Raw genomic sequence first — 26487 nt, 5'->3', positions numbered from 1 at the left:
TTACAATTGCTGACTAAGCCTGATATTGTTTCGACATCACAAAATCCTCTTCCATAAGAATATATGGATGTGTTTCCATTAGAATCTTAATAAGATAGTCAGGCATTCGTTCCCCATCATACGCACAAATCAACGGGAACGAATACTCATTAACAGCGTTGTCTACAATCCTCTCAAAGTCTTCTATTATATGGAGAGGTTCTTCCATCGATGCCCATTCCACGTGCGCCCAAGACCTGAATTTAACATTTTTCTCTACGTACGGTTGTACCGCTTTATTGAAATGTTCTACAATCGCAGGAGGATGGTAGCTTCCACTAGAAAAGTAAAAATCAAAGTTGTTGATTCGGTGGACGTAGGACATCTCTTTTTTTGTTAGCAGCTTGGAAAGTTCGTCATGAATAACCCGGTAGACAGGTTCATTTTCAATCAGGATCACGTGATCACCTGCATGAATGCCATCTTGGATAAAACCAACGACTTGCTTAATATAATTCGATCTTCCACTGTAAGCATAAAGCACATGAACACATCTTCTGTCCTCGAACAACTGATTCATTTTACTTTTCAAACCATCACCCCTCTAATTTAGCGTTACTTTCTTACTACAAAGATTTTCACCCTGTTTACTAATTTGACAAAAAAAGAGCTAATCCTTTGACAGATTAGCTTTTCCTCTCTAAAGAGTTTCATTCATTTATGCGACTTGCTTTGTACGCATCACCCTAACAGTTGTGTAAGCAAACAAAACAGAGAGGATGAGCATCCACAAAATAGCAACGAATGGATAGAGAATTGGCTGTCCAAATACGTTGATAGCATTGAAGTTAGTAAATAAAAAATCCACCTTCATGATATATAAATAAGAGAATTGCAATGCTTCACGTAACCACGTCGGCATCTGCACTAATTCCACGATGAAATATGGCACACCAAAAATCGCTCCGCTAACAATCAAGGAAACAAGTACATTTCTGCAAAGTGATGATATGAAAAGGATTAATAAGGCAAAACTGAAAGCAGCTAAAAGGTGAATACCGAGTTGGATAAGATGATATTCGATCATACTGAAACCGAACGGAGAGAAGTGATACTTGAATATGTACTGAATCGTAGTCGACCAGCCTTCGTTTCCGAACAGATAGATTTTACTTATGATGTTCCAAGCTTCTCCGATGACAACAATAATGAATGTATAGATGAGTGCTGCGATTATTTTTGCTCGGGCGAGATCTTTTCTGCCTCTCTTAGAACTTAGCATGTAGTTTTCTACGCCTGAACTGTATTCTCTCGAATACATTCCAGATAGGCCGATCATGAGCATCAATCCAGTTACAACTAGAGAAAAAGTACTTGTGTAATCAATGATTTCACGAGGTGCCTTGTTATAAGCAAAATAGGAGAAGTCGTTTTCCTTTAGAATAGAAGTTTCAAGAGCTGTACTAAGGGACTCTTCACCTTCTAGTTCGCTCAACCTGAGCGCTGTACGGTCATCCGCACCCTGGATGAAAGCAATGGTCTCATACATTCCTACTTTAGTTGCCTCCTCTTCCGAAAAAGCAGCACCCACCTCACCTTTTTCTTCCATTTCCTCTACGCGTTTGTCAATAAGCACATTTAGTTTTTCATTCTCAACTTGAGATCGTTCAACTTTTTCTTGTGTCAATGTTCCTTCCCATTTACTATATAACTCCTTCTCAGCGTCTGAAGGGCGCTCAAAGTTCAGCATGTAGCTTGATGTAATGATAAGTAATCCAATAAACGTGAGATAGATCATTTTTTGTTTGAACAGTTTATACAGTTCGAATCCTAATAAGCTCCTCATGCAACACCATCCTCCTCGAAGTAATACAAATACAAATCTTCGAGGTTAGGCTTTGTTTGCACCGCATTTGAATGGGGTTTCGTTTCACTTAAAAGGCGAATGTCGAACCTTTCGTCATTATGAGCGATATTCCCACATCGAAAGTGAGCCTGAAGATCGGCTACCTCTTCTTCGTTTACTGTCGCTGTCCACACTTTATTTCTGATTCCTTCTAGTAGCTTTTTAGGAGATTCCTTTTGAATCAGCACTCCTTCTTTTAAAATCATCACTTCTTTTGCGATAAACTCAATATCTGAAACGATATGAGTTGAAAGTAAGACAATACGATTTGCCGAGATCTTCGATAGCAAGTTTCGGAAGCGAACGCGCTCTTTAGGATCGAGGCCAGCTGTAGGCTCATCGACAATCAAGATTTGCGGATCATTGAGTAGTGCCTGCGCGATACCAACACGTTGTTTCATCCCACCAGAAAGCTTACTCATCTTCACTTTATTGTTTTCAGTTAGGTTCACAAGCTCCAATAGCTCATCCACTTTTTGTTTTGCTTGCTGCCTCTCGATGCCTTTTAACGATGCGATGTACAACATGAATTTCTGAACAGTGAAGTTTTTGTAGTAGCCGATGTGTTGAGGAGAATATCCTAGCATGTCTCGGTACTTTTCATCTAACGTACGAATGTCTTCACCATCGAACAAAACCCTTCCCGATGTAGGTTTTGAGACGCTAGCCAGAATTCTCATCAGCGTGGTTTTACCAGATCCGTTGCTACCTAGAAATCCATAAACACCTTCAGTTAATTCAAAGGAAAGATCGTTCACGGCTACTTTCTCTCCGTATGACTTCGTAACTTTTTCAATCGTTAGCTTCAATACGTACACCTCGCTTGATTCGATTAATTTGTAGGAACAGGAACACTAATGACGCGATGAGCGCGATAGAATATACGCCAGCCGAAAGCGACTCGAGATAGTTCTTCATGTCGACTGATTGGGAAATCATCATGCTAGTTGTAAACCAAATCGCTAGAGTGACCGGTACAGTAATGGAACTTCTGAATCGAATGGTCAAAAATAGACCGACCGATGATACAAGCGTTGTTGGTAAAATCCAGTATCCGACTAATTTTAGTAACAGGATATTTTCGATCGTTACCGACAGCGCACAAATTAATACCGCACTTATCACGAAATTGTAAGTTCCAATTACAAACAAGCGAGACATCATGATATGTTGAGCCGAGTACTTACAAGCTAGTTCAATTTCATATAAACCGGCTTCTCTTCCTTTGAAAACTTCACCGAGACCTATTAAAAATGGAATAGGAGCGAGGAAAAACATCGTACTATAGGGATCTCCTTCAAAGAATAATACATAACTAAACCCACAGATAAAGAAAATGACGTTCATAACCCAGAACAACGATCCGATGACCGAAATCTCCCTAGCCGAATGTCTCAACAGACCCTGAAGCTTCTCACGAATCGCAGCACCATTTGACTGAGGCTCCGGAACATAAGCACGAAGACTTTCGATCGTTTGGTCGATCGCATCGTCATCTGGATATTCAACTGTATAATGTTCTAAATAATTTGCGATTTCTTCTTCAACACTTTCCTCTTTCACGAGAGTCACTCCTTATCAATAAGACTTTTAACTTCTCCATCCCTTGCCTAATTCTCGATTTCACTGTGGAATCGTTTGTGTTCGTGATTTCAGCGATCTCAAATATTTTCATGTCATGGAAATATTTTAGAATGATTGCTTCTTTTTGAATGGTCGGCAAAGTGTTTAATGCACCTTTTATTTCCTTTCTCGTTTCATTTTTGTCAAAAATATAGGTAACATCATCCTTCTCTCGATACAGGTTATCTTCATATTCGTTACTGTTCGATGCTTGTTTGTAGGCCTTCGATCGATAGTAATCTCGGCAGTGGTTTACGGTCAACGTAAGCAGCCAGTTTCTGAACTCACCTTTTGCAGCGTACAAATCAATTTTCTTAAGCATCTTGATGAAGATTTCTTGCGTTAAATCATACGCCACCTCTTTGTCGGACGTTTTCCGATACGCAAATGAATAGACGAGCTTGTAATGGCGCTTCACTAATACATCCATGGCAGATTGATTTCCAGACTGGATCTCCTTCACAAGTTTTTGATCGCTCAACATATTTTCACCTCACCCAAATAAACGAAATCGATGGAGAAAAAGTTTTAAAAAACTTTTTTTGATTCCGAAGTTGGCATAAAAAAAGGAACTCCTTCTAAAAGAAGTTCCGAGAAATCCTATTATCGATGATGTAACCATTCGACCACATCATTAACCATGTCAGTAGTAAACTCGTGACCCACACTAGGATAACTTCGAAATGTAACGTTACTCCGTGCTTCACCTTCTATCAAAAAGCGATAATAGTCTTTCTGACCTTGAATCGATACAATGTCATCGCATTCTCCATGAAGAAGAAGAGTAGGTACATTCCCGCTCTTTCGCTCAACTGGGTCATAGTGTTTCAAGCTAGTTAACAGTTCGCTCGGTATATCACTTCGACCATCGCTTTCTCGAAAGAGGGTCTCTGAAAGAACGAAGGAACCAGAACCACCCACATTTACTAGCCCTGCAAGACCGGCTACCTTTCTAGCGATGCCATTCGCAATAAAGCCACCCATCGAGCTTCCAACAAGAATGACCTGTTCTTTCTTCAACCCAATAGATTCAACGAGCGATGAAAATTCGTCTATACTTTGGAAGATGGTTTTCCAAAAGTACGTTTGCATGATTTCAGGTTGAAAATGGTTCGTGAAAGGGTTTCTTGAATCGTGAAAAATGAGCTCAGGAAGCACGACCGAATACCCCTTGTTCGCGAGAGTTTCCGCCAAGTCAAAGGATCCTTCCGCAGTGCTGCCAAAGCCATGATAGATGAAGATGGTTTTAGAGCTAGGTACATTCGCTGCCTCAAAATAATAGTATGGTAGGTTATTCTGTAAGATCTGTCTCATAGCCTCATACCTTTATAAAAAAGTGACGGTAAACACAAAAACTGATGTCAACATCGACAGTACAGCATACCCTCTGCGATTACCTTTCCATTCCGCGACTCCTGTAACTAACATGAGCGATCCCATAGAAAACATCATATATGGCATGAGTCCGATACGATCGGTTACAAGTGCGATGACTGATAATCCAACCGTTACGACTGATAAAATAATTTTTAATACTGTAATCAAAACTAGCCACCTCTGTCTTTTACCTAGTGTTCTCGTTCACTACTTTTGTTTTTCATGAAAAGCTTTATAATGGACTGATTTTGGATGGAGTAAGCCATGAGTGAAACGATGATTCCAATCCCTACTGCCGTTCCTACATGTCCTACGATTGAAAGAAGTGATTGATTTCTGTAATCTCTCAGTAACAAAAAGAGAATAAATGGATAACCGAACCACTTGCTAGAAAGTATTCTTTTCAATCTATCCCTCCTAGATTCATTCGCTTGAATCTGCAATGTTCCCAAACATGGTTACAAGTGAGAGATACAATTGAAAAGAACGTTATGCCATCCTTCGTCTGTTTTTCGTATGATCGATAGAGATGTATTGTCGATAAGGGCATAGGAGTAATCTTCTGGAAATAAATATTCAAGCGTAATTCCAATCCAAGCGCCGTGGCTAACGACGAGAACCCTTTTTCCTTTGTAAGCACTCGTTAATTCTTCTAAAAACGCGCCGCCTCTTTGCGCAACGTCCTGCCGCTTTTCCATTCCGAGATCTTGATTGCGCCAATCTTCTCCCCACTTCGCAACTCTCTCAGCCTCTGTTGTTCCTTCGATTTCTCCGCCGTGCATTTCACGAAGAGCTTCTCGCTCGATAACTGGCGTGTTTGGTAGCTTTGAAGCGATGATTTCTGCCGTTTCCTTTGCGCGTGTAAGATCACTCGTTAGGATTACGTCCCAGGGATCTTCTTTTGCTAATCTTTCGGCAAGCTTTGCTGCCTGAGCTTTCCCTTCATCATTTAAGGAGATATTCGAATGTCCCTGTGCTTTCCCTAGTGAATTCCATTCTGTTACTCCGTGTCTTACTAATCCAATTGTCGGCATGGATTTGTCCCCTCCTAGTCTTTATGTATGTTTAGTTCTTATCAAAAGAATCGGCAACAAGATTACTAAACTCTTTAAGGTAATATAAGTAGTGTTCCCCACCATAGTTATAGCGCTTATTGTACATTTTCGCGACAACGACGTTGTATTCTGGAATCACGAGAAGCGTAGGTCCTGTTACACCCAGTATTTGATATGAGCCCCGAGGAACGCGACTCCCAATCTCACTTCGTTCACGCGGCTCGTCCTGAACGAACCAAAAGAAGCCGTTCTGCGGTAGTTCTTTATCGGAATAAGAGGGATTCTGAATAGTGGTTGCCATTTCAATCACTGCTTCTGGAACAGATTGTTGTCCGTACACTTTACCCTTATTAAGAAAGAGATTGCCCCACTCAGCAAACTCACGCGTATTAACAAAGAGGTTTTTATCTAACCCATCTTCACTTGTACCTAGCGCTCGCTCTCCTTCGTTCTCAGGATTAACGATTACGCTAACGAGTTCTTCCGAATCCGAAATCTCCCACCATGTCTTCGAAAAGCCAAGGGGTTTGAAGACTCTCTCCTTTAGAAGCTCGGGAAAACTTTTACCGTATACATGATGTATGAGCTTTGTCATCATGACGATATTGACACCACGATACGCCCACTTCTCACCTGGTTCAAACTCTCTAATGAGATTGCCGTTAATGTATTCATCAAGACCATGTGAGTGTGTGACGAGATGCCTGATCGTGGTTTCACCAAGCAAATCAGGATCCATGTCTTCGAAGTAGTCTGCCGCATAATCATCTAAACTTTTGATTTTCCCTTCATGGATCGCAAAAGCAACCGCTAACCCTAAGTAGCTCTTCCTTGCGGATGCAACGTTGAAACGAGACTGATGATCGATTTGGCGCGCGTCTTTTGTATTTGAGTGCTTTCCGCTGTAATGTTCTAAGAGTACTTCATTGTCCTTCATGATGAGAAGTGCAGCTGCCGTGCTATGGTTTTTATCTTTTATTTCATCTACCCAAGATATTAATTTGTTCCACTGGATTAAATCTTTCAAAATATCACTTCCAGTCATTTAAATTTAGTCATTACTCTAATTACTTTTTAACGAAGAGTGGAGATAAATGAAGGAAGCAAGCGTCGAAACCACTCCACCAATGACAATTGTGTCATTTGTACCGATTTGACTAGACATCACGCCAGCTAAGAAGGCTGCGACAGGCATCAAAATCCAAGTCATGAACCGACTAGTCGCTTGTACTCTTCCTAATAAGCGATCAGGCGTTAACGTTTGACGAAGGGTTACGATACATGGACTCATCATCGATGCTGCAAAGGTACCAACACCGTTTAATACCAGCAGTTCAAAATAGGAATCAGAAAGTCCAAACAAAACGATCGATAGACCTCCGACGATAGACGCTGTAAAAAGAATCGTACGATACGAAAGACTCTTTCTTAACCAGCTTGTGGCAATAGCCCCGATGATTGCCCCAACCCCACCTGCTGAAAGCAACCATCCAATTTCGTTTGCACTTAATTGAATCGTATCTTTCAAATGGAAAACCATCATTGTAAGGAATAACGTTGTACCAAATATTGACGCAAGCATTGCCAAATTTGTAAATAAAATAGGCTTTGTTTTGATAACAAATTGAAAGCCTTCTCGAATATCCTCTATGAAGCTTCCCTTTCCCTTTGAATTGATGTTGGACGGTTTCATCGCAATACTCGTTACAGCTAGAAACGCGATGAAAAAGCTGAAGCTATTAATCAGTAACGCATAACCGGGATTGTAGAGTGAAATAAGCAATCCGCCTAGCCCCGGCGCAACAAAAACAGCCGTATTAAAGATGCCAGTATTAAGCGAATTAATGGCTTGCAAGTCATCTTTTCGAACCAATCCCGGAACTGACGCAAACTGTGAGGTATTATAAATTTGGCTCAATATACCAATAACAAACGCACCACAGTAAAGCTGCCACATATGTAAATGATTAAAGATAAATAACAATCCCAATGCGCCAATCAGGATGCTTCTAGTAAGGTCACAGATTTGAAGTAACACTTTTCGATTGAACCGATCTGCTAGAATACCAGTTAACGGTTGAAGCAAGATAGGTAACCTCTCTAGTGCTGTCACAATCCCCATGCTGAGGGGCGAACCTGTTAATGCTAGTACCATCAAGGGAATAGCAATGAGATAAATTTGGTCTCCAAAAAATGAAATGAGATTCCCACCCATAAACCTAAAAACGGGATAATTCTTTCTTAGAGTAGGAATCTCATTTGATTCACTGTCTATTTGTTCTGCTCTTTGTTCCAGTGCCTGTCACCACCCGCATTCGCTCATATTATGTCGAAGTTATGGATTCCACCTTTAAGATTAACATAAAATGACATACCAGATATCAGAATGCTCAAATAATTACTTATAAAAAGCTAGATGTGATACCCTCGTAATGGCAACCTAGATTAATAACAGATAAGAAAAGAGGTGAAACCTTGAGAAATTTTCTAGCTGTAATCTTAAGTGGGTTTGTTTCATCATTAGTAATAGCCGACACCTTTAGTAACGGACCTTATAGTACCTTTGGCTCCGGACTGTTCCTAGGTTATTCATTTATTTACCCAGGCCTTTTAATTGTTGCATTTCCATTTTCATTTCTCATTAATAAACTAGCAAATCGCTTTGAATTAGGAAGGTTCTTTATTGGCTTTGGAATGTATATGGTGCTTGCCAGTATCGTTACCATCGTTCTATTTCCTGTGCTCTTTCATTTCAGTTTCATCGTTCTCTTAGTTGCAACCATCTATCCTGTCATGTTCGAAATAACCAAATTACTACCAGACCGTTTTCTAGGAAAAGCTAGCTGGATTAGTGCTGGTTTTGCGTTTTTATTGCCATTCTTCTTTTAAAAAGCTAGACCAAATTACATAACACTGCAAAAGGTAGACTGCTCGTGTTAGCACGACTAGTCTACCTTTTCTTATTGCGACCTCATCTAAAAGGAGGTATTAAATTACTGGTTCCCATTTAGGATCAACTTTGGTTCAAATCCAACACTTTCTCCTCCATAAAACTCTATAACGTTAGGATCGAACCCTGCTGTTGTGATAGCTTTTAACCTAAACTGTGTATATCCGCTCAAGTTGATAGTAGACAAGCTGGTAGCTGGAAGTTCTACATCCACATACTCACCAGTAGGAGGTGCAAAACTAGTGATCGCGTATTGAGTAGGTGTGCTAGCGTAATCGGCTTGTTCGATAGAAGAACTACTACCAAACGTCCCTTTCTTTATATCTAACTGCAGACTTGAAATTGTTCCTTGTTTTGTCTTAACGTATAAGCGGATTTTTGCCGATTGAATCGATTCTTTTATCACACTGGTATCAAACGATAGAATCCCGCGATACGTATCACTGTTATACATCCCTTTATCGCCAACCTTAACTGAACCTGTTCCTTTTCCATCGGCCGTATACTGCCCGACAAAACCATCCTCATTTCCAATTGACGATAAGGTTGTTGTTTCAGCGGGGACACCAGTTTCAATGATATAGTCTTCTGTTTTTACCGATTCTGCATTTCCGTTCGAATCGACACTAAAGAATTTCAGTGTTGTATCTTCTGTGATTGTAATCGGACTGCTATAGGCTTGGGATGACTCAGTTGGTACTGTTCCGTCTGTCGTGTAGTACGTCGTTGCTTGTTCGCTTGCGCTAAGTTCCACGCTCACTGAATCCTGGTATGTTCCTCCACTAGGAGTAGCTATGGTGACAGGTGCGTTCGGGTCAGTCGTTTCACTACCGTTAAAGAACTCCCACATCATCCTGCTCGCATTTGGTCCTTGCGGGTCTGTATAGCTTCCCTGTGAACTTCCGCCAGACCACGCATGGCCCATGCTTTGGACGATTACTTTCTTCATCCACACCTTACCATCTTGCCCATTATAATCACTTACGGTGTAACTTCTTCCGCTGGGTACTTGAAGACTTTCGGTGTTATCGGCTACATTATCGATCCATCCATCTTCAGAACCCGTTGCAGATAAATCGTTCGTCACTGCCCATTGTGAAATAACTTGATCGCCATTTATCGGTTTAACCGTATAATCAGACGTCCCATGAAAGACGATGACAGGTAAAACATCTGCATGACTTCCCATGGCATTGTAAGCCGCTCGACCTTGTAACGTCGGATCAGGCCCCCCACTAGACATCGCACTAAAGGCAGAAGAGGAATTTGTCGCAGCCTTATATTCTAAGCCTGCACCTACCCCAACTCCTGAGAAAACATCTGGATATGTAGCCCCCATGATCACACTCATCGCTGCACCAGCTGATAGCCCGGCTACATAAACCTGTTCCTGTTGAATGCTATAATTCGATTGAATCTTTTGGACCATTCCAGCAATCACGCTCGGTTCCCCACTGCCACGTGACTGGTGACTTGTTTCAAACCAGTTCCAGCATTTATTTGAGTTCGCACTCGAGCTTTGCTCAGGATATAGAACGAGAAATCCTTTTTCATCAGCGAGCGCATTCATTTGTGTACCTGTAGCGAACTGTGTAGCATCTTGCGTACAACCATGAAGCATGACATACAATGGATAATTCTGATTGCCATCATAGTGATCCGGAACATACAGCTTATACGTTTTCCCTCCATAAGTTCCAGAGGTGAATTGACCCGCGGCTGACGTTGAAGAAGGAATCATGACTGACGAGCATACTAATAAAAGAATCATACAGAAAACCCAACTCATTCTTACTCGCAACAAAAAACATCCCCTTTCCATTGTTGGTTGCTCCGCCATGATAAGGGGAGCGAGTTACACAAGGGTTACAAGGATATTCTTATATGAATCGAAACGCTTAGTTTTCTATGTAAAACACATCTCTAAATCGAGCTTTATACAAGTACAAAAGCATTATTTTTTTCGGCTCAACCTTTATATATACCCTTGTTTTATCCCATACCGAATAAGTCCTTCATAAGGATCACCAGAAATCCCAAGGAGTTCACAGAATGCGGGCTCTGTTTTGTAACCACGCTTCTTAAGCGCGATCACCCTTTGCTTCCATGCTGGATGTTTCTGCATCACCTTGTATTCGGTGATCATGTGAAGGTATGCATGCTGCTTATGTACCGGCTGAGCTTGACCGAACAGCTCAAATTCGAAGGATTGGAAAACAAAGTTTGCTTTGCTAACCTCATTTCCTCTAATGATCGTTCTCTTTACCTTGAATTGGTCTTGTTTGCTGTATAAGGTCTTGATTCGCTCTTCAAACTCTTCTGCGTTGTGCACTTCCATGATGATATCTAGATCAGACCCTTTAACATCAATGCCGATTGGAAAGGTTCCGCATAGGGTTGGGGTATAAGCTTTCAAGTCTTCCAAGATTCCTAGTTCCCGAATTGTTCGATATGCGTTTCTCTGCTTTTCACTACCTTTTTTCATTTCGTGAAATAAATTGTTACCCATCATCTTCTCAATCACACACTAGCAGAGCCTAGCGTCATTCCGCCATCTACTACAATTTCCGTTCCGGTACAATACGAACTTTCTTCAGAAGCAAGAAACGCAACAGCACGCGCGATCTCGATCGGTTGCCCAATCCGTCCGAGTGGAATGGACTCATAGAATTTAGGAACACCCTGCCCCTGAGTAGCCATCTCGGTCTCCACACCTCCAGGGTGAATCATGTTCACACGTATTCCTTTTGGTCCCATTTCGATTGCTGCCGCCTTTGACATCGCTACAACCGCCGCTTTTGTTGCAGCGTAAGCAGATGAATGACCAATCGGCGCAAATGCAGAAATTGATACATTGTTAATGATCGAACCTTTTTGCCTCTTTTCCATCAAAGGCAGAACTGCCTGCATACCTAGAAATACACCGAGCTGGTTTACGTTAATTAATTCCTGGTAGTCTTCGACTGTAATCTCTTGAAACGACTTGCGCTTTAACACGCCTGCGTTATTTACGAGAGCATCAAGCTTCCCAAACTGCTCCTTTACTTTAACCATCGCAGCCTGCCAATGGTCTTCTTTCGTAACATCAAGCTGAATTGGATATGCTCGTTCTTCATCAAGTTCATCGCATACTTTCTTTGCACTTTCATAGCTTCTTGCAGCAACTACAACCGTTGCTCCAAGCGTTACGAGATGTTCAGCAATCGCACGCCCTTGACCACGGTTCGCTCCTGTGATGAGTATGATTTGATTCTCTAAATCTGGCATTGCTTTCCCTCCTCGGTGCCTGTCACTCCCCGCTATTTGTCGAAGGTTTATCGTGGTGTGACAGGTACCTCTCTAATCTTCTTCGCTGGATTGCCTCCAACTACTTCATTATCTGGAATGTCTTTTGTTACGACTGCACCTGAAGCGATCACAACATTATCTCCAATCGTTACTCCCGGATTAATGATTGCTCCTCCTCCAATCCATACGTTATCCCCTATAATGACTGGTTTCCCGAACTCTTTTCCAGAATTCCGTTCAGTTGGGTCAAGCGGATGAGTCGCCCCATAAATATGAACCCCAGGTGCTAACATACAGTTATCACCAAAACGAACTTCACAAATATCTAGAATTACACAGTCGAAGTTCATAAAGAAGTTCTCTCCAACATGAATATTGTACCCATAATCACATTTAAACGTTGGTTCGACTCCCACGTTTTCCTTCGTGGATCCAAATAGTTCTTTAATTAACCGTGAGCGCTCTTTACGATCTGCTTCAATCGTTTGATTATACAATCTCGTCAATCGACGAGCACGAAGGCGATCAATAATCAGTTCTTCGTCACCTGGATCATACAGTTCTCCGTCTAGCATCTTTTGTTTTTCTGTTTTCATCAATTTGCCTCCCTATTCATCAACCAAATACAAAAGGAGCTTACCACTTAACTGACACAAGACTCAAAACACCTGGTGGGATCGTTCTGTTCACCGCAAAAATCTATTGTGACGTATGAAAAAGAAGATTGAGTACTTAGTAGACTACTTTTTTCCAAAGTAACTTACAAGATGGTCTTGGGATGACCCACCTTAAGAAATACTTCCAAGAAAGAGGCACAATCTACTGCCGCAGTTGCTTGAAAGAGTCACTTACGAAGTAAACCGATAGTCAAAAGGGGACTATCGGTTTTTTAGTGCGTTATGGCGATGTGCATGGGGACGGATATCAGCGATATTTTCATTTTATCGGCGAAATTCAAGATATATCGGCGATTTCATAACTTATATCAGCGAAAAATCAATTTTATCAGCGATATCAAAATATATCAGCGAAACCGCATAAATCCCCCTCCTTCATTTAGACTCCATCACTCACTAGCATGACTAAGTATATTAAGCATCTTCCCAAAAGGATCTCTCACGAAAAAACGCCTGACTCCCCATGGTTCGTCAACTGGGCCATACTCAATCGCAACTCCTGCTTCTTTCATAACCCAAAGGGCTTCCTCTAGATCATCCACTTCAATAGAAAGGTCAGGGGTAGGCATATTTGATCCTCCCTCTGAAGCTACATTGATCTGAACCGACATTTTCTCCTCTGAGCCATACGTTATGATCCACCCATGATTCATCAGTTCTTCAAGCCCAAGTAGATCTCCGTAAAAAGCCTTTGCTTTCTCCAAATCTTCCGCTTCAATATTAGCTACAATCCGATTAACCTTCAATTCTCCTCACTCCTTTTACTCCCAGAAACAAACCTGTAATCGATTTTCGTCTAGGTCATAAAGGTCAAAGAACCTATTCACCTCATCACGCTGAAGCTCGCCTACCTCAACACCACGATTCTTTAACGTCTCGTAAGTCTCATCAATCGCAGAGGTAAAAAAGATCGGATAGCTTTGGTGATGAGACTCACTCGTTTCACCTTCCTCAATCGTGATTGGAACGCTACTATCTCCAACGCTTAATATACGATACCCATCATCGCGAAACGTCTCTTTCAAACCAAGCTTCTCCTGATACCACTCACTAGCTCGCTCAACATCACGGACTTTAAGACAAAACGTATCGATTCGCTCGAGCATCATTTCCCCTCCTTATGTTTAATCAAATCAGTTACTCGCGGTCGAAAATATTCTTTCACTGCCAAAAGTTCACTTTCTTCAAACGAGTGCTCTTTCAAACCTGAATAATTCTCATACGCTTTTTCAATCGTCCTACTAATTTCTCGAGGGAACCCCTTCCTGCCCCACTTCCCTGCTTCTTGCTTTGATGAAATCTCTCCATCGTGTAAGTACCAATAGACTCGCACAATATTTAACACACAGTACACCGGATTTTCTTCTATGTCCCTAAGACAGTCGTCATAATCATATAAAATAGAAGCAACATAGTCTGAACGGGGTATAGAAGGAAATAGCGCTCTAATCGGAGGTCCCTCAATACAGATTCCTCTTTGGTTCAAAATCGTGAGGTGTGCTGCTAGATCGGGGTCCTCTCCTTTCAGATCTGCAATATATTCGACATCTTCATTTGAAAGTGCAAGCTCATAAGGCTCACGCCAGGCTTCACTATAATGAAACTCATAGAAGCACGGATGCTTCCAATCTCGCAAATGCTCCTCAGTGAGAACACTAATTTCGACTGGGTATGGATCGTTTGAGACATTAAGGAGGACGGTTGCTAGCTTCTCGTTCTCCCCAATCGTTAACTCCCTTTTTGTTACGACAAGAACATCGACATCACTTCTCGTCGGATTAAATCCACCCATCGCGAGAGACCCATGTACATAAAAGCCAACAAAACCATCCTTCAAGATGGCTTTTATTTCATCTACTACATTCCTTACAAAATCTTTAACTTCATGTGAACACTCATCCCAGCTACTACTCATATCGCATCCCCTACTTCGTTAATCATTTCCTCATTTAAACAGGTTCAACAAAAACAACAAAAAGCCTGCCCGCTCTCGTTCGACATTTATCGAGCAAAAGCGGGCAGTACCAGGCACCGTAATGCACTTTACCAATCTGTAGCCGGCTTATTGACCTGTGGTAGAAAACCGAGTTCTTGAGCGGCAGCAACGATCAATTCTTTCCGGAAATAGAAACTACGATGGTAGACGATTTTATCATTTTCAACTTCTTGATACTGGATATCGTGAATCTTTGCCCCTTCTTCATCGTCATTAAAGACCACGATGACAGGTTTCTCCCACAAAAAGAACGGTTCTGCACGAAAGCCTGGAAGTCCAAACTGCATCGAACCGGAGCGCATCTCGCTCTTTGAATATTCCTGAAATCCTAAACCAACGTCATTTTGAGCATCGTCACTTAACAGGCTCAGTACTGCCTCAACATCTCCATCGCTTAACGCTTTCAAATATGCCTTAATCACATGATCGTTTTGAGGAGAAGCTTTCACATTAGTACTCCGCTCCTCTTTAATAGAAGTTTCTTTGAGCTTTTCTTTCATTCGTCTCACGCTCGCATAAACAGCTCCAGGCGTTGTATGCACGATCCCAGCTACTTCCTTTGCACTGAATGAGAATACTTCTTTAAGTAGGAAAACCGCAGACTCCCTTGGTGTGAAAAGTACTGCTAAATGAGTTAACGCTTCTTCAACTTCCAACCGGTCTATAAACTCCTCCGTCGGCATATCCCCTTCTTCTAGCGTTCCGACGACTCGTTTTTGTTTACGACAGTAATCAATCCATGTCGTCGTGGCAACACGATACAAGTATGATTTGGGGTTAGTCGGATGCCACCTCTGGTAAAGTCCGCCGAACGCTTTCACCATTGTTTCTTGGAAGAGGTCTTCTCCATCCCACGGAGACCCTGTGATATACCGACAATAATTCCATAGATCTTGCTTAAGTTCTTCTATCAATCCATCAAACTCTTTTCTTAACTCCCTATTCTTTTCCGAAAAAGAAAGTAGCTCGTTCTCTTTTTGATTAAGTTCCATCGAATCCTCCTTAAGATGTTTTCAGTATATATAACGTATGAGCACAACAAAATTATACAAGGAAAAGTGCCTGGTACCGCCCGGAATTTGTCGAACCCCAACAGACAACGACTTTTGAACTATTTCCAATTTATTGGTGTCTAAATTTTCGAAATAAATTGACAGCGCTTCCATAAAGGACTACTTTAAATATAACGCACAATACATATCCCGTGATAAAACTATCATACAAGGAGATGGTGAAATGGCTACTTATTCGGAGTGTGAAGGTTGGAATCCTACCGAAATGAAAGAACATCAGCTTAAAGGTTTGCAGAACACCGCCCAGCGTGCTTTTCAAAATGTCCCTTTCTATCGCGATTCATTAATGGAAGCACATATCACTCCTGAAGACATTCAAACGCTAGAAGATCTCCGCAGACTCCCTTTCACTCAAAAACATCACCTTAGAGAAAACTACCCTTTCAATCTACTAGCAAGTCCTATGGAAGACATCGTCCGAATCCATGCGTCATCTGGAACGAGCGGAAAACCAACCGTCGTCGCATATACGAAAAACGACCTCGAGAGCTGGGGCGAAATCGTCGCAAGAGCGATTTCGTTAGCTGGCGGACGTAAAGGTGATATTCTTCATAATGCATATGGGTATGGCCTATTCACCGGTGGTCTTGGGCTTCACGTTGGCTCTGAAAAGCTCGGCTGTGCAACTGTGCCAGTCTCTGGAGGGAACACGGTCAAACAGATTTCTCTCATCCAAGATTTCAAGCCGAGAATTATTTGCTGCACGCCATCTTATCTTTTAAGTATCGGTGAAGCAATGATTCAGCAAGGGATTGACCCTGCCACAACATCGTTAGAAATTGCGATTCTTGGCGCAGAACCATGGTCAGAAGGAATGAGAAAACAAATCGAGAGTATGTTCGACCTGAAAGCGACCGACATTTACGGCCTAAGTGAAGTGATTGGACCTGGCGTTGCCCAGGAATGCGTGGATTGTCAGGATGGTCTTCATATTGCTGATGACCATTTTCTAGTTGAGGTAATCGACCCTAATACGTTAGAGCCTGTAGAAGACGGGCAGGACGGCGAGCTCGTGTTTACGAGCCTCACTAAAGAAGCATTACCCACCATTCGCTACCGAACAGGAGATATTGCATCTATTACGCGTGAGCCTTGTGAGTGTGGGAGAACGACGACGAGAATGAGTCGTGTCAAAGGCAGAATCGATGACATGTTGATCATTCGGGGCGTTAATGTGTTTCCTTCTGAAATAGAGCGATTTATATGCAACTTGGATGAACTTGTCCCTCATTACCAAATCCACCTTCATAAAAAAGGACCTATGGACCACGTCGAACTACATGTTGAAGTATCACAAGAATTCTTCACTTCACTTAAAGACGAGACGTTCAGTCACCCTGCAGCACAGGAGTTGTGCTCACGCATCGCGTTAATGGTCAAGACTGAAGCACTCGTATCGATGGAAGTGTTCTTAAAGGAGCCATCATCGCTACCACGCTCAGAAGGGAAAGCGAAAAGAGTGTTTGACCACCGTTCAGTGACAGGGACCACCCCGATTAGCTCGAAGGCTGTGGAACAAAAATAATAACTATAAAAAGACGTCTGCTCCCCGACTAGCAGACGTCTTCCATCACGCTTCATAGCTCAACGCACTCTTTACTTTCTCCAAAAACTCGTACACTCAGCTTTTTCAGCGATATTAAACTCGATCATCTTCCCGAGTAACCCGTAATCCACTGGTTGATTCCACTTAATCTTCACGAGCTCTTTCGTCGTATCATAGCCAGCTTCAGCAATATCATCTGCAAACTGATCGATCACAACGCGTTCCGGTGCCACCGACATGTGTTTTTTCGCTTTACTAAAGGCGATAATAAACGTGCCATGATCGGTATACATAGGCTCATTCCAGGCGATCCTCTGCTTTAAGTTCGGGTACTTTCCCTCTATCCATGCAAAAATTTCTTCCATGCGTGCACGATGCTCTGGGTGTTCGATCTTATTCAAATAGTCTTCAAATGTCTCCATAGTCATCCATTCAACCCTTTCTCTCATACCATTCTACGATTCTCGTTTCGCCAACCATATACAATAATAACCTCAACAAAGCGTAACAAGTTATAAAGCCAGCAATAATACTGATGATCAGCATGACAGCAAACCCTTTTACACTACCAACGCCAAATACAAAAAGTCCCGCGGCTGCGATCAACGTCGTTAATTGAGCATCGCTGATGGTAATAAATGAACGATTCGACGCTTCCATAACGAGCTGTTCGAACGTAACGTCGTTTCGTTTAATTTCCTTCAACCGCTCGAAAGTTATGATCGATGCATCGACAGCCATTCCGAGTCCGAGAATAAAGGCAGCGAGCCCAGTCAGCGTGAGTACACCCTCTAAGAAAACAAATATCGCAAACGTCAGATACAGGTAGCACACCATACAGAATACCGAAATCGCCCCAAGATAACGATACTTCCAGATCATAAATAAAAAGATCAACATGATCGCAAGCCCACTAGAAATCAGCGTATTATGTAAAGCCTTCTCACCGAGCTGACCACTAACAGAACGGGAATAAACTTCTTCGATTGGGGCAGGAAGATCGCCCGTACTTAGTACCTTAGCAAGCTTATCTGCTTCTTCTTGAGTAAAATCACTAGAAATTGCTATTCCTTTAGAAGACCAGGTTTGGCCAACATGCCCAGAGAAAATAACGTTAGAGTGTGATTCACTGTACGAGTCACCTTTAACATAGTCGAGCCAAAGAACAAGCATCTCACCTTGATATTTTTCTGTGATGCTCTTCATATCCACACTGTCTCGTAACCCGACCGTAACCTGTGGGGGATAATCATCTGATACTTCTTCAACTTCCACAGAAGAAAAATCTTTCGACGAGAGAACAAGGTTGTTCTCAGTATCTCGGAACGTGATGTTCCCTCCAATCGATAAGATATCACGCGCTTCTTCCTGATCGTCCACCCCTGCGAGCTGAACGCGAATACGATCTTCATCTTCAATCTTAATCACAGGTTCACTAATCCCTAATAAATTAACCCGATCACGAATGATAGAAGCCGTTTGTTTTACTAGTTTCTCTTCTTCAATACTTCTTCCTTCAAAAGGATCCTCAACTTCGTAAAGAATTTCAAAACCACCCTGCAGATCAAGACCAAGCCTTACTTCATCTGCGATGTATTTATATGTAGAAAGCATGAACGTAGTGATCAGAACAATCGTAATACATGTTGAAACTACCCAGCTTTTTTTCATAACACCCGCACCTTTATTTATGTATGACTAGTTGCCCTTTTGGCTTCGTTCCATAAAGACAAAGCCGATCAAGCTTAATAACAGGATTTTGTTCTTTTCTGATAACTGATCCGATACCTCAACGATGTCATTATCCATATCCTTAAAAATCTTTGTATACTCATGCGGAAAACGACCGTTATAGAAATAAGCCCAGCGTTTTCCTTCCTCATTTTTCAAATGAAAATCCCCTGAAAAACCAGAAATTTTGACGGGAAGAATACGAGACCCATTCTCGTCCTTCAGTTCCCCCTTCAAGTTTACGAGGCTTTTGAACTCCTCTTGTTCATATGTACCGATAACGTTGTCTTCGCTATCAAAAACCGTAACCTTCGTTCTCTTTATGCCTTCTCGTCGAAATGAAAACACCTTTTCTCCTTCATTCGAGAAAAAAGCGACTTTATGCGGAAAGAAGGACAGTAATGATGATTGAAACAAAACGATCGGATATAGCCACCATCTAATATCGACTAACTGATACATCCCTACGAAACTCCCATCTTTCTCAAAGGAAAGGAGGCTCGGTGTCATCGTAGCATCTTGTTTTAGAATCAGGTGATTACAATCTAATAATGAAAATGCCGATTGGGGAAACTCCATATCCTTCATTTCTTTATACTTTTTCCGACTATTCAACGCGATAAAGCCCATGAAAAGAACCGGAATCAAAAGAGCGAGAACCTCTACCCACTCACTGTTCGTCTTCGGCATATTGAATGCGAGGAAAACGCCAGTGAAACAAAGCAAGAGCACAAGTCCCACATAGGACATTTTCTCTCTACGTTTAAACATTTCTGCTATCAAGCAAACACCTCCATCGTTTACAAATATAAAAAGGTGCACTCTGCACCTATTCTCACTAATCCAGCAGCTTCCGATTAATAAAAACATACACGCTTGTTAAGAGCACTAACATCGCGCTAATTAACACCGTTTTCTCATAAGCATACTCTATAAAACTATGAAGAATTAGTATAAGACCTAAAGGCAGAAAGAACCCCACTCCTACCACTGTCCCTAACAACGATTTGTTTCGGATGTTTTTTTCATTAAACCCAGAGAGTAGCCACGTTTGTTTCTTGATCGCCACAAGGTATGATACGAGTAACATGCAAATCCCAATCACGAATAGTCCTATTTCCAAACGTCCACCTCCGTAAGCAGCTCCACTCTATGTACGAATCAGCGAAGATGAAGTTCCATTTTTTACATAAAAAGTAGCTTCCTCGTTCCTATAAATAGTAATAACCATTATTCCAACTCTCTAATGACCGGGATTGATGGTATTCTTTCGTTAAACCAATCGCAGATAGCGCTGCTCCAGCAGTTTGTCCGTAGCTTCCAACAGCAATTAACTGTTCTCCTAATTTGTCTTTACCTTTCTTTACATAGACAAGACCAATCGCTTCGATCGCAACTGAAACGGATTGAATTCTCTGCCCAGATGTAATGAGTGCTGCATAGTCAGAATCCCGAAGACTCGAGCTCTGAGCTTCGAACGCTGCCCCGATCGATTGGATTACGTCTCCTATTATATCAACGTTCAACCCTTCCTCTACGTTACCATTAAGCACGGTCGAGCCTCCGACCACGTTCGCGATATTCCCTGCTGCTTGAAGCCAGTCTCCTATGATTCCTATCGTTTCATCTTCACTCTTCTGGATTCTAGTTTGACCGATCGCTTGAAGCGAATTCCCGGTCGCTTCAACAGCGTTTCCAAGAATATAGAGTTCACTACTGACTTTTTCATCTTCCTCGTCATCGTTCACAGATGCTGCAATCGTGTTCCCAATCGCTGTCACACTAGCTCCAATTGTCTGCAGCCAAGCCCCAGTAATGACATATAGTTCTCCATACACCTCCATTCCACACACGCTCCTCGTCTTTTTATACTATTCCAAGAAACATACACACGTAACAGCTATCATCTATATCAAAAAAAGGTGACAGACGCTGATGTCTCTATCTCTATCCTTCACAGTGCCAGGCACCACCCGATTGAGGTCGAAGGGTGTCGAAATGCACTTTTGTTAAGAAAAAAACGCCTACCACCTGGCAGACGTCTTCTTCATGAATTTTATTCTTTATTTTTTACGAAGCTTATTTAGCATTTCTTCTGCTTTTCTTCTCGCTTCTTTTGTTTCTTCTTTTAGTATATCGACATGTTCCACTTCGCCTTTGTCCGAGAATTCAATGTGCAGAATGTCCCCTTCTTTTGTTTCAGAAGGCAATAGTGATGTTTCAACATCTACAACTTGAGTTTCATCTTGTCGGTATAGCAATACACCATAATTTCCTTCGAATCTGTCTAACGTATACTTACCGTTTAACCTCATCGATCAATTCCCCCTGTGGGTCATATAATCTAGCTGTATCGCCATTATTATCCCAGAGATATGCGCCCGACCACTCGAGCACGCCTGGTGGATCTTCATAAGCACCTCTACCAGAAGTAAGCGTCACGTTTTCACCTTTTCTTAGCACATAATCGCTTGGAAATTCGTACGTTTGGTTCCCGTCGACACTAACGAGCGTCCAGCCATCCATGGAAATGTCTTCGGAGTCCATGTTCTTGATCGTCACATTTTCTTCTTGAAGATTTAAGTTCGTTATTTCAAGATCCCCTGTTTCTTGCGTTGGATCAGGTTTAGGTTCTGGTTCCGGATCTGTTCCACCTGGGACTTCACAATGGGATGTTGAAGACATAGCACTAAAGCCTGTCCCACCTGTAGTGATAACATAGTCTTCACCATTCAATTCCCAAATTAATGAAGAAGAGACACCAGCATTTTGAAGTCTATCGATCACTTCACTATCTGGGTGACCATAACGATTATCAATTCCAGCGGAAATAACAGCAACTACTGGTGATACTTCACTTAGAAAAGCAGGTGTTGAGCTCGTATCTGAACCGTGATGACCCACTTTGTAAATTTCAGCTTCAAGATCAAATTCATTCATCATATCCATTTCGGCTTCTCTTTCAGCATCTCCAGTAAGCAAGTAATCAATCTCACCATAAGATACTTTCATTGCAACAGACGCATTGTTATTGTCTGAAGCACCTTCACCGTTATTCAGAATTTGAATATCAATTAATGGGTCGATATTAACCATTGATCCTTCTTCTGGAACTTCAAATGGAATACCTTTTTGTTCAATTATCGATAGATATTCAGTGTATGTCTGACTCGTATGAGATTTACCGCTGTCTAATACTTTTCCAACAGGCATTTCATTCAAGACATCAATCAAACCACCGATGTGATCGGCATCTGGGTGTGTGGCAACAACAAGATCGAGTTACTCCACTCCATGATCTTCAAGGTAGCAAAGCACTTTCTCTCCTGCACCGCGGCGCCCTCCGTCAATCAAGATATTCTTTCCATTCGGTGTTTGAAGCAGTGTGCTTCCACCTTGGTCAACGTAAATAAAATGAGCTTTGAATAATCCTTTAGCTAATAGTCCGTTCACGACTTGTTGAGAAATAGCTCCACTACCGCCTAGGACATATGCTTGACCGTTTTGATTAGATACGAACTGCTTCACATCGTTTAAAACTTTTGTTGGATGAGTCAGCACGATGTTCATGTCCATGCGGTTCGCTAACCCAGAAGCTGCAACTGCATCAGGATAGTCCTCTTTCGTTTTGCTGCTGGAATAGCCGCGAACTAATATAAAATCTTCACTTGAAGCTTTTAGTTCTTTGTTTGCATTGATATTTGTACCGAATCGATCCTTACCAGATAGTCTGGTTACGTCGATCCCCTTATTTTTTAAAGATGATTCAAGATCACTACCTACAACAGCACTACCACCAAAGATTTTCACTTCTTTAACAGAGTTAGGAAGCTCGGATGGAATTCTAGTTTTAGTAGATAAATAGATTGGAACTTCGTTGATTGCAGAATAGCTTGAAGCGGATAACGCATCTGCTACAGTAATTCCGTTTACTAGGATGGCTTCCGTGTTACTTGCCGTTCCAGCTTCTTCATTGATTGCAGCAGCTGTAGAAAATCTGTTCTTTCCACTAACGCGTTCAACTTCATAGCCTTGTCCTGAAAGTTGAGATACCACGCTGTTACTGATCGCTGCCGTCCCACCAAGGGCGTAGACTTTCTCAGTCCCTAACCGAGCAATCTCCTGCATCACTGAACTTGGAACACGGCTTGTACTAGTTAGCAGAATCGGCGCATCTTTCACACCTGCTAAACTAGCAGCTGCTAGTGCATCAGCTGGATCGTCAGCTCTCGCTAATACGACCGCTTTTTCATTGCTATCTAGCCCGTTCGGCCAACCCTCTTTTGCTATTTCAATAGCTGTAGCATAGCGGTCTTTCCCCTTTAATCGTTCAGAACCGCTCGCTGCATTTACGCTCTCTGTATTTGAATAAAAAGCAGAAAATGCTAGTAGTAAAATGAGTAAGACACTCACAACTCTTTTCAAAATAATTCCCCCCAGATGTCTGTATGCGTTTCGTACCGGTACAATGGTATCATAGATAAGCAATTAAATCGAAAAAGACCCTGATATTGGAAGTTCATTTAACCTAACTGCACACAAGGTAAATGGATAATAAAAAACGACTCATCAAGTAATTGACGAGTCGTTTTTCATGCCTCTATTTGCACCTCTCCCTTACTCTTCCAACAACCCATTCTCCACAAGCCAATCATGCGCCACGATCGATACAGGGTTTCCTTCGATGTCCACCTTGTAGTTCAACTCTCGCATGATGTCGCTGTTTAGTTTTTCCGCTAGTGGTGCAGTGATTTCCTTCACTTCAGGGTACTTTTCGTACACTTCTTCATTGATCGTAAGCGCTGCTCGATATGGCGGGAAGAAACTCTTATCATCTTCCAACGTGACCAAGTCATATTCTACGATCGTAGGGTCCGTTTCAAAAGCAACTGAGATATCAACTTGTCCTTTATCTAACGCCCTCTGAGTTAAGCCGATATCCATCTGCTTAATTTGACCAGATTGAAATTCAAACCCGTATTTTTTCTCTACACCTGGAATGCCGTCTGGACGTTTTGCGAATTCTGCGTCTGAGGCGATTGTAAGTTCACCTGGATGCTCATTAATATAGGAAGCTAAATCACTGATCGATTGAATGCCTAATTCTTTCGCACGTTCCTCCTTCATCGCAAGAGCATACGTATTGTTCACGTTAGACATATTCATCCAATCGATACCATTCTTCTTATCGATCTCTTTCACCTTCTCAAAAGCTTTGACAGGATCAGCGATACTTTCCTGACCCATATATGTAATGAGAGCTGTCCCTGTATATTCCCACATCACATCGACCTGTTCGTTTTCAAGTGCTTTTCGAACAACCGAACTACTCAAGTTGTTCATTTGTTTTACATCATACCCCTCTTGCTTCAAAAGAAAAGAAGTCATTTCAGACAGTATATACTGTTCTGTATAGTTCTTTCCCCCAACAGAGATCTGCTTGCCTCCAATTCCTAACGAAGAGCACGAGGTCAGCATAGATAGGATCGTAATGATCATAACTCCACTCAATAGTTTCCTTTTCATAAGTATACCTCCTCTCAGTCACGTTACAATTCTTGCGGTGGTCGCGATCCTTCTGGTACGATTCGTCGCTCGAGCAGTCGTAGCAGATAGTCAACAAAGATGGCTAATAGCGTAACAGGTATCGCACCTGAGATTAAGTAGCCGTTATCGAATAACTGAATCCCAGTGAAGATCCAAACACCAAGACCTCCGCCTCCGACCACATATGCGAGAGCTGCTGTTCCGATGTTCAATACGATCGCCGTTCGTACACCAGCTAAAATCGAGTACGCTGCATTCGGTAGTTCGATTCTAAACAGGATTTGAACGGGCTTCATCCCCATCCCTCTCGCAGCATCGATTAAATTTTCATCTATAGAATCGATTCCAGCTACTGTATTTCGGTACATCGGTAGAAGCGAATAAATGAACAGTGCGAACACAGCCGTTTGAAATCCGATACCTAGAATACTGATCATCAATGCGAGAACAGCTAGACTTGGAATCGTTTGACCGAGGTTCACCGTATTTGAGACGACCCATTCTGCTCGTCTGAAACTTTTACGAGTAACGAGAATCCCACCTGGTATCGCAACGAGCAACGCTAGTGCAGATGAGACCAACACAAGCTGCATATGCTGCTTCACTAGCAGTAGAAACGTAGAGGATTCACTGAAAATATATCCAAAATAATTGTTGCTGATCGCCCAGAAAAAGAACAAAGCGACCAGTCCATAAACGGAATAGCGAACAATAAGACTAATGACCTTCTTCTTATTCATATGATCATCCCTTCTGTACTAGGGTCGGCTTAGCTTTAATTTCAAAATGAAGATACTTTTGGACAATATCAATCGTGATCGCACCAAGCTTGTTCCCGTCATCATCGATGACGATCACCTGATCTGCTTCCTGGTTTAACAGCATCGATAGCGTATTTCGGAGATCATGGTTCACGTTGATTGTGATCGTATCCTCAATCCCTTCATCAAACTCGGCTAGGCCGATAATGTCTTGTAGCTCGCGAATCGTGTGCAGACTCAAGCTCTTGATCGCACGATCTTTTCCGAAAAACTCTCGAACGAATTCACTCTTCGGACGAACGAGCATCTCGGAAGGTGTATCGTATTGCATCAATTCCCCATCACGTAACAGCACGATTTTATCTGCCATTCTAATCGCTTCGTCGATGTCATGACTGACAAACAGAATCGTCTTATTCACTTCTTTTTGGATCTGTAGAAACTCATCTTGGATCTTCTCACGAATGATCGGATCAAGCGCACCGAACGGTTCATCCATCAACATAACGGGAGGATCTGCAGCAAGCGCGCGAATCACTCCGATACGCTGTTGCTGACCACCTGAAAGTTCATGCGGATAGCGCTTCCCGAACTCGTCACTACTCATACTGATCATGTCCATCAGTTTCTTAAATCGTTCTTTCTTCTTTTTCTTACTCCATCCGAGAAGATCAGGAACAATCATAACGTTTTCTTCAATCGTCATATTCGGAAACAAGCCGTTACTTTGAATCACGTAACCTATCTTTCTACGTAACTCTATTGAATCCAACGACATTGAATCTTCACCATCAATCATGATTTTCCCATCAGATATCGTCTCAAGACGGTTCACCATTCGAAGTAACGTTGTTTTCCCACAGCCTGATGGTCCGAGCAATACGACGATTTCTCCTTTTTCTACTGTAAAATCAACGCCTTTAACAGCCGTGACGCCGCCTTCGTATGTCTTCGTTGTTTGATCGAACGTAATCATTT

The 26487-nt window shown here is 42.0% G+C and carries 32 protein-coding genes and 1 pseudogene; 2 read left to right on the top strand and 31 right to left on the bottom strand.

Annotated features, from left to right (window positions below):
- Positions 1-13 precede the first annotated feature (13 nt).
- The 11 genes from LCM09_RS09465 to LCM09_RS09415 all read right to left on the bottom strand — a co-directional run bounded on the left by LCM09_RS09465 (position 14) and on the right by LCM09_RS09415 (position 8155).
- Positions 14-571, bottom strand: a complete 558-nt coding sequence (locus LCM09_RS09465) for an MEDS domain-containing protein (RefSeq protein ID WP_224880951.1) — start codon at positions 569-571, stop codon at positions 14-16.
- Positions 572-697: 126 nt separating this feature from the next.
- Entirely contained in the window at positions 698-1825 is a 1128-nt protein-coding gene (locus tag LCM09_RS09460; RefSeq protein ID WP_224880949.1) for a hypothetical protein, read from the bottom strand.
- A complete protein-coding gene (locus LCM09_RS09455; RefSeq protein ID WP_224880947.1) occupies positions 1822-2694 on the bottom strand; it encodes an ABC transporter ATP-binding protein in 873 nt (290 codons plus the stop codon). Before LCM09_RS09455 ends, LCM09_RS09460 begins: the two co-directional genes overlap by 4 nt.
- Complete coding sequence (locus LCM09_RS09450; RefSeq protein ID WP_224880944.1) at positions 2678-3448, bottom strand: hypothetical protein; 771 nt, start codon at positions 3446-3448, stop codon at positions 2678-2680. The genes LCM09_RS09455 and LCM09_RS09450 overlap by 17 nt, the downstream gene beginning before the upstream one ends.
- Entirely contained in the window at positions 3429-3992 is a 564-nt protein-coding gene (locus LCM09_RS09445; protein WP_224880943.1) for an RNA polymerase sigma factor, read from the bottom strand. The genes LCM09_RS09450 and LCM09_RS09445 overlap by 20 nt, the downstream gene beginning before the upstream one ends.
- Positions 3993-4111: 119 nt before the next feature.
- Complete coding sequence (locus LCM09_RS09440; protein ID WP_224880941.1) at positions 4112-4822, bottom strand: alpha/beta hydrolase; 711 nt, start codon at positions 4820-4822, stop codon at positions 4112-4114.
- 12 nt (positions 4823-4834) lie between these two features.
- Positions 4835-5053: a DUF3953 domain-containing protein gene (locus LCM09_RS09435; protein ID WP_224880940.1), complete on the bottom strand. Its 219-nt coding sequence runs from the start codon at positions 5051-5053 to the stop codon at positions 4835-4837.
- A gap of 23 nt (positions 5054-5076) precedes the next feature.
- Positions 5077-5292, bottom strand: a complete 216-nt coding sequence (locus LCM09_RS09430) for a hypothetical protein (protein WP_224880938.1) — start codon at positions 5290-5292, stop codon at positions 5077-5079.
- Positions 5293-5343: 51 nt separating this feature from the next.
- Complete coding sequence (locus LCM09_RS09425; RefSeq protein ID WP_224880937.1) at positions 5344-5919, bottom strand: histidine phosphatase family protein; 576 nt, start codon at positions 5917-5919, stop codon at positions 5344-5346.
- Positions 5920-5950: 31 nt separating this feature from the next.
- The gene (locus tag LCM09_RS09420) at positions 5951-6985 is read right to left on the bottom strand and encodes a serine hydrolase domain-containing protein (RefSeq protein WP_404800804.1); all 1035 of its coding nucleotides are present in this window, start codon (positions 6983-6985) and stop codon (positions 5951-5953) included.
- Between the two features lie 18 nt (positions 6986-7003).
- On the bottom strand, positions 7004-8155 hold the full coding sequence (locus tag LCM09_RS09415) for an MFS transporter (protein ID WP_224880932.1): 1152 nt from the start codon (positions 8153-8155) through the stop codon (positions 7004-7006).
- A gap of 260 nt (positions 8156-8415) precedes the next feature.
- Between LCM09_RS09415 and LCM09_RS09410 the strand changes: the two genes are divergently transcribed.
- A complete protein-coding gene (locus LCM09_RS09410; RefSeq protein WP_224880930.1) occupies positions 8416-8829 on the top strand; it encodes a hypothetical protein in 414 nt (137 codons plus the stop codon).
- A gap of 104 nt (positions 8830-8933) precedes the next feature.
- Here the strand turns inward: LCM09_RS09410 and LCM09_RS09405 are convergent, their stop codons facing one another.
- From LCM09_RS09405 to LCM09_RS09370, 8 genes are all read right to left on the bottom strand, one after another.
- Positions 8934-10679, bottom strand: a complete 1746-nt coding sequence (locus tag LCM09_RS09405) for an extracellular catalytic domain type 1 short-chain-length polyhydroxyalkanoate depolymerase (RefSeq protein WP_224880928.1) — start codon at positions 10677-10679, stop codon at positions 8934-8936.
- Between the two features lie 186 nt (positions 10680-10865).
- On the bottom strand, positions 10866-11414 hold the full coding sequence (locus LCM09_RS09400; RefSeq protein WP_224880926.1) for a DUF4269 domain-containing protein: 549 nt from the start codon (positions 11412-11414) through the stop codon (positions 10866-10868).
- On the bottom strand, positions 11411-12157 hold the full coding sequence (locus tag LCM09_RS09395) for an SDR family NAD(P)-dependent oxidoreductase (protein ID WP_224880924.1): 747 nt from the start codon (positions 12155-12157) through the stop codon (positions 11411-11413). Before LCM09_RS09395 ends, LCM09_RS09400 begins: the two co-directional genes overlap by 4 nt.
- A 47-nt stretch (positions 12158-12204) precedes the next feature.
- Positions 12205-12774: a maltose acetyltransferase domain-containing protein gene (locus LCM09_RS09390; protein WP_224880922.1), complete on the bottom strand. Its 570-nt coding sequence runs from the start codon at positions 12772-12774 to the stop codon at positions 12205-12207.
- Between the two features lie 470 nt (positions 12775-13244).
- Positions 13245-13601, bottom strand: a complete 357-nt coding sequence (locus LCM09_RS09385; RefSeq protein ID WP_224880920.1) for a VOC family protein — start codon at positions 13599-13601, stop codon at positions 13245-13247.
- A 15-nt stretch (positions 13602-13616) separates the two neighbouring features.
- On the bottom strand, positions 13617-13964 hold the full coding sequence (locus LCM09_RS09380) for a VOC family protein (RefSeq protein ID WP_224880918.1): 348 nt from the start codon (positions 13962-13964) through the stop codon (positions 13617-13619).
- The gene (locus LCM09_RS09375) at positions 13961-14770 is read right to left on the bottom strand and encodes an aminoglycoside adenylyltransferase domain-containing protein (protein ID WP_224880916.1); all 810 of its coding nucleotides are present in this window, start codon (positions 14768-14770) and stop codon (positions 13961-13963) included. The genes LCM09_RS09380 and LCM09_RS09375 overlap by 4 nt, the downstream gene beginning before the upstream one ends.
- A gap of 128 nt (positions 14771-14898) precedes the next feature.
- Entirely contained in the window at positions 14899-15843 is a 945-nt protein-coding gene (locus LCM09_RS09370; protein ID WP_224880914.1) for an RNA polymerase sigma factor, read from the bottom strand.
- 244 nt (positions 15844-16087) lie between these two features.
- Here LCM09_RS09370 and LCM09_RS09365 point away from each other — a divergent pair, with 244 nt between their 5' ends.
- Complete coding sequence (locus tag LCM09_RS09365; RefSeq protein WP_224880912.1) at positions 16088-17449, top strand: LuxE/PaaK family acyltransferase; 1362 nt, start codon at positions 16088-16090, stop codon at positions 17447-17449.
- Between the two features lie 71 nt (positions 17450-17520).
- Here LCM09_RS09365 and LCM09_RS09360 read toward each other — a convergent pair whose 3' ends face one another.
- From LCM09_RS09360 to LCM09_RS09310, 12 genes and pseudogenes are all read right to left on the bottom strand, one after another.
- Positions 17521-17892, bottom strand: a complete 372-nt coding sequence (locus tag LCM09_RS09360; RefSeq protein ID WP_224882900.1) for an iron chaperone — start codon at positions 17890-17892, stop codon at positions 17521-17523.
- Positions 17893-17902: 10 nt separating this feature from the next.
- On the bottom strand, positions 17903-19141 hold the full coding sequence (locus LCM09_RS09355; RefSeq protein ID WP_224880910.1) for a SecD/SecF family protein translocase subunit: 1239 nt from the start codon (positions 19139-19141) through the stop codon (positions 17903-17905).
- 27 nt (positions 19142-19168) lie between these two features.
- Positions 19169-19984: a hypothetical protein gene (locus LCM09_RS09350; RefSeq protein WP_224880909.1), complete on the bottom strand. Its 816-nt coding sequence runs from the start codon at positions 19982-19984 to the stop codon at positions 19169-19171.
- A 55-nt stretch (positions 19985-20039) separates the two neighbouring features.
- Positions 20040-20324: a DUF3784 domain-containing protein gene (locus LCM09_RS09345; RefSeq protein ID WP_224880907.1), complete on the bottom strand. Its 285-nt coding sequence runs from the start codon at positions 20322-20324 to the stop codon at positions 20040-20042.
- Positions 20325-20412: 88 nt separating this feature from the next.
- The gene (locus LCM09_RS09340; protein WP_224880905.1) at positions 20413-21045 is read right to left on the bottom strand and encodes a DUF6944 family repetitive protein; all 633 of its coding nucleotides are present in this window, start codon (positions 21043-21045) and stop codon (positions 20413-20415) included.
- 219 nt (positions 21046-21264) lie between these two features.
- Positions 21265-21516, bottom strand: a complete 252-nt coding sequence (locus tag LCM09_RS09335; RefSeq protein ID WP_224880902.1) for a DUF3006 domain-containing protein — start codon at positions 21514-21516, stop codon at positions 21265-21267.
- Entirely contained in the window at positions 21500-21886 is a 387-nt protein-coding gene (locus tag LCM09_RS20770) for a lamin tail domain-containing protein (protein WP_263622975.1), read from the bottom strand. The genes LCM09_RS09335 and LCM09_RS20770 overlap by 17 nt, the downstream gene beginning before the upstream one ends.
- A gap of 147 nt (positions 21887-22033) precedes the next feature.
- A pseudogene (locus tag LCM09_RS20765) lies at positions 22034-22468 on the bottom strand (ComEC/Rec2 family competence protein); the annotation flags it as partial.
- A 15-nt stretch (positions 22469-22483) separates the two neighbouring features.
- Positions 22484-23626 carry a cell wall-binding repeat-containing protein gene (locus LCM09_RS09325; protein WP_224880900.1) on the bottom strand — a complete coding sequence of 381 codons (1143 nt, stop codon included), beginning with the start codon at positions 23624-23626 and terminating at the stop codon, positions 22484-22486.
- Between the two features lie 192 nt (positions 23627-23818).
- Entirely contained in the window at positions 23819-24727 is a 909-nt protein-coding gene (locus LCM09_RS09320) for a glycine betaine ABC transporter substrate-binding protein (RefSeq protein WP_224880899.1), read from the bottom strand.
- 23 nt (positions 24728-24750) lie between these two features.
- Positions 24751-25488 carry an ABC transporter permease gene (locus LCM09_RS09315; protein ID WP_224880897.1) on the bottom strand — a complete coding sequence of 246 codons (738 nt, stop codon included), beginning with the start codon at positions 25486-25488 and terminating at the stop codon, positions 24751-24753.
- A 4-nt stretch (positions 25489-25492) separates the two neighbouring features.
- The gene (locus tag LCM09_RS09310) at positions 25493-26485 is read right to left on the bottom strand and encodes an ABC transporter ATP-binding protein (RefSeq protein ID WP_224880895.1); all 993 of its coding nucleotides are present in this window, start codon (positions 26483-26485) and stop codon (positions 25493-25495) included.
- Positions 26486-26487: the final 2 nt, after the last annotated feature.

Source organism: Guptibacillus algicola, assembly GCF_020171805.1.
GTDB lineage: Bacteria > Bacillota > Bacilli > Bacillales > Guptibacillaceae > Guptibacillus > Guptibacillus algicola.
The sequence above is the reverse complement of the archived record's forward strand: the minus strand, read 5'-3'. Positions and strand labels throughout refer to the sequence as shown.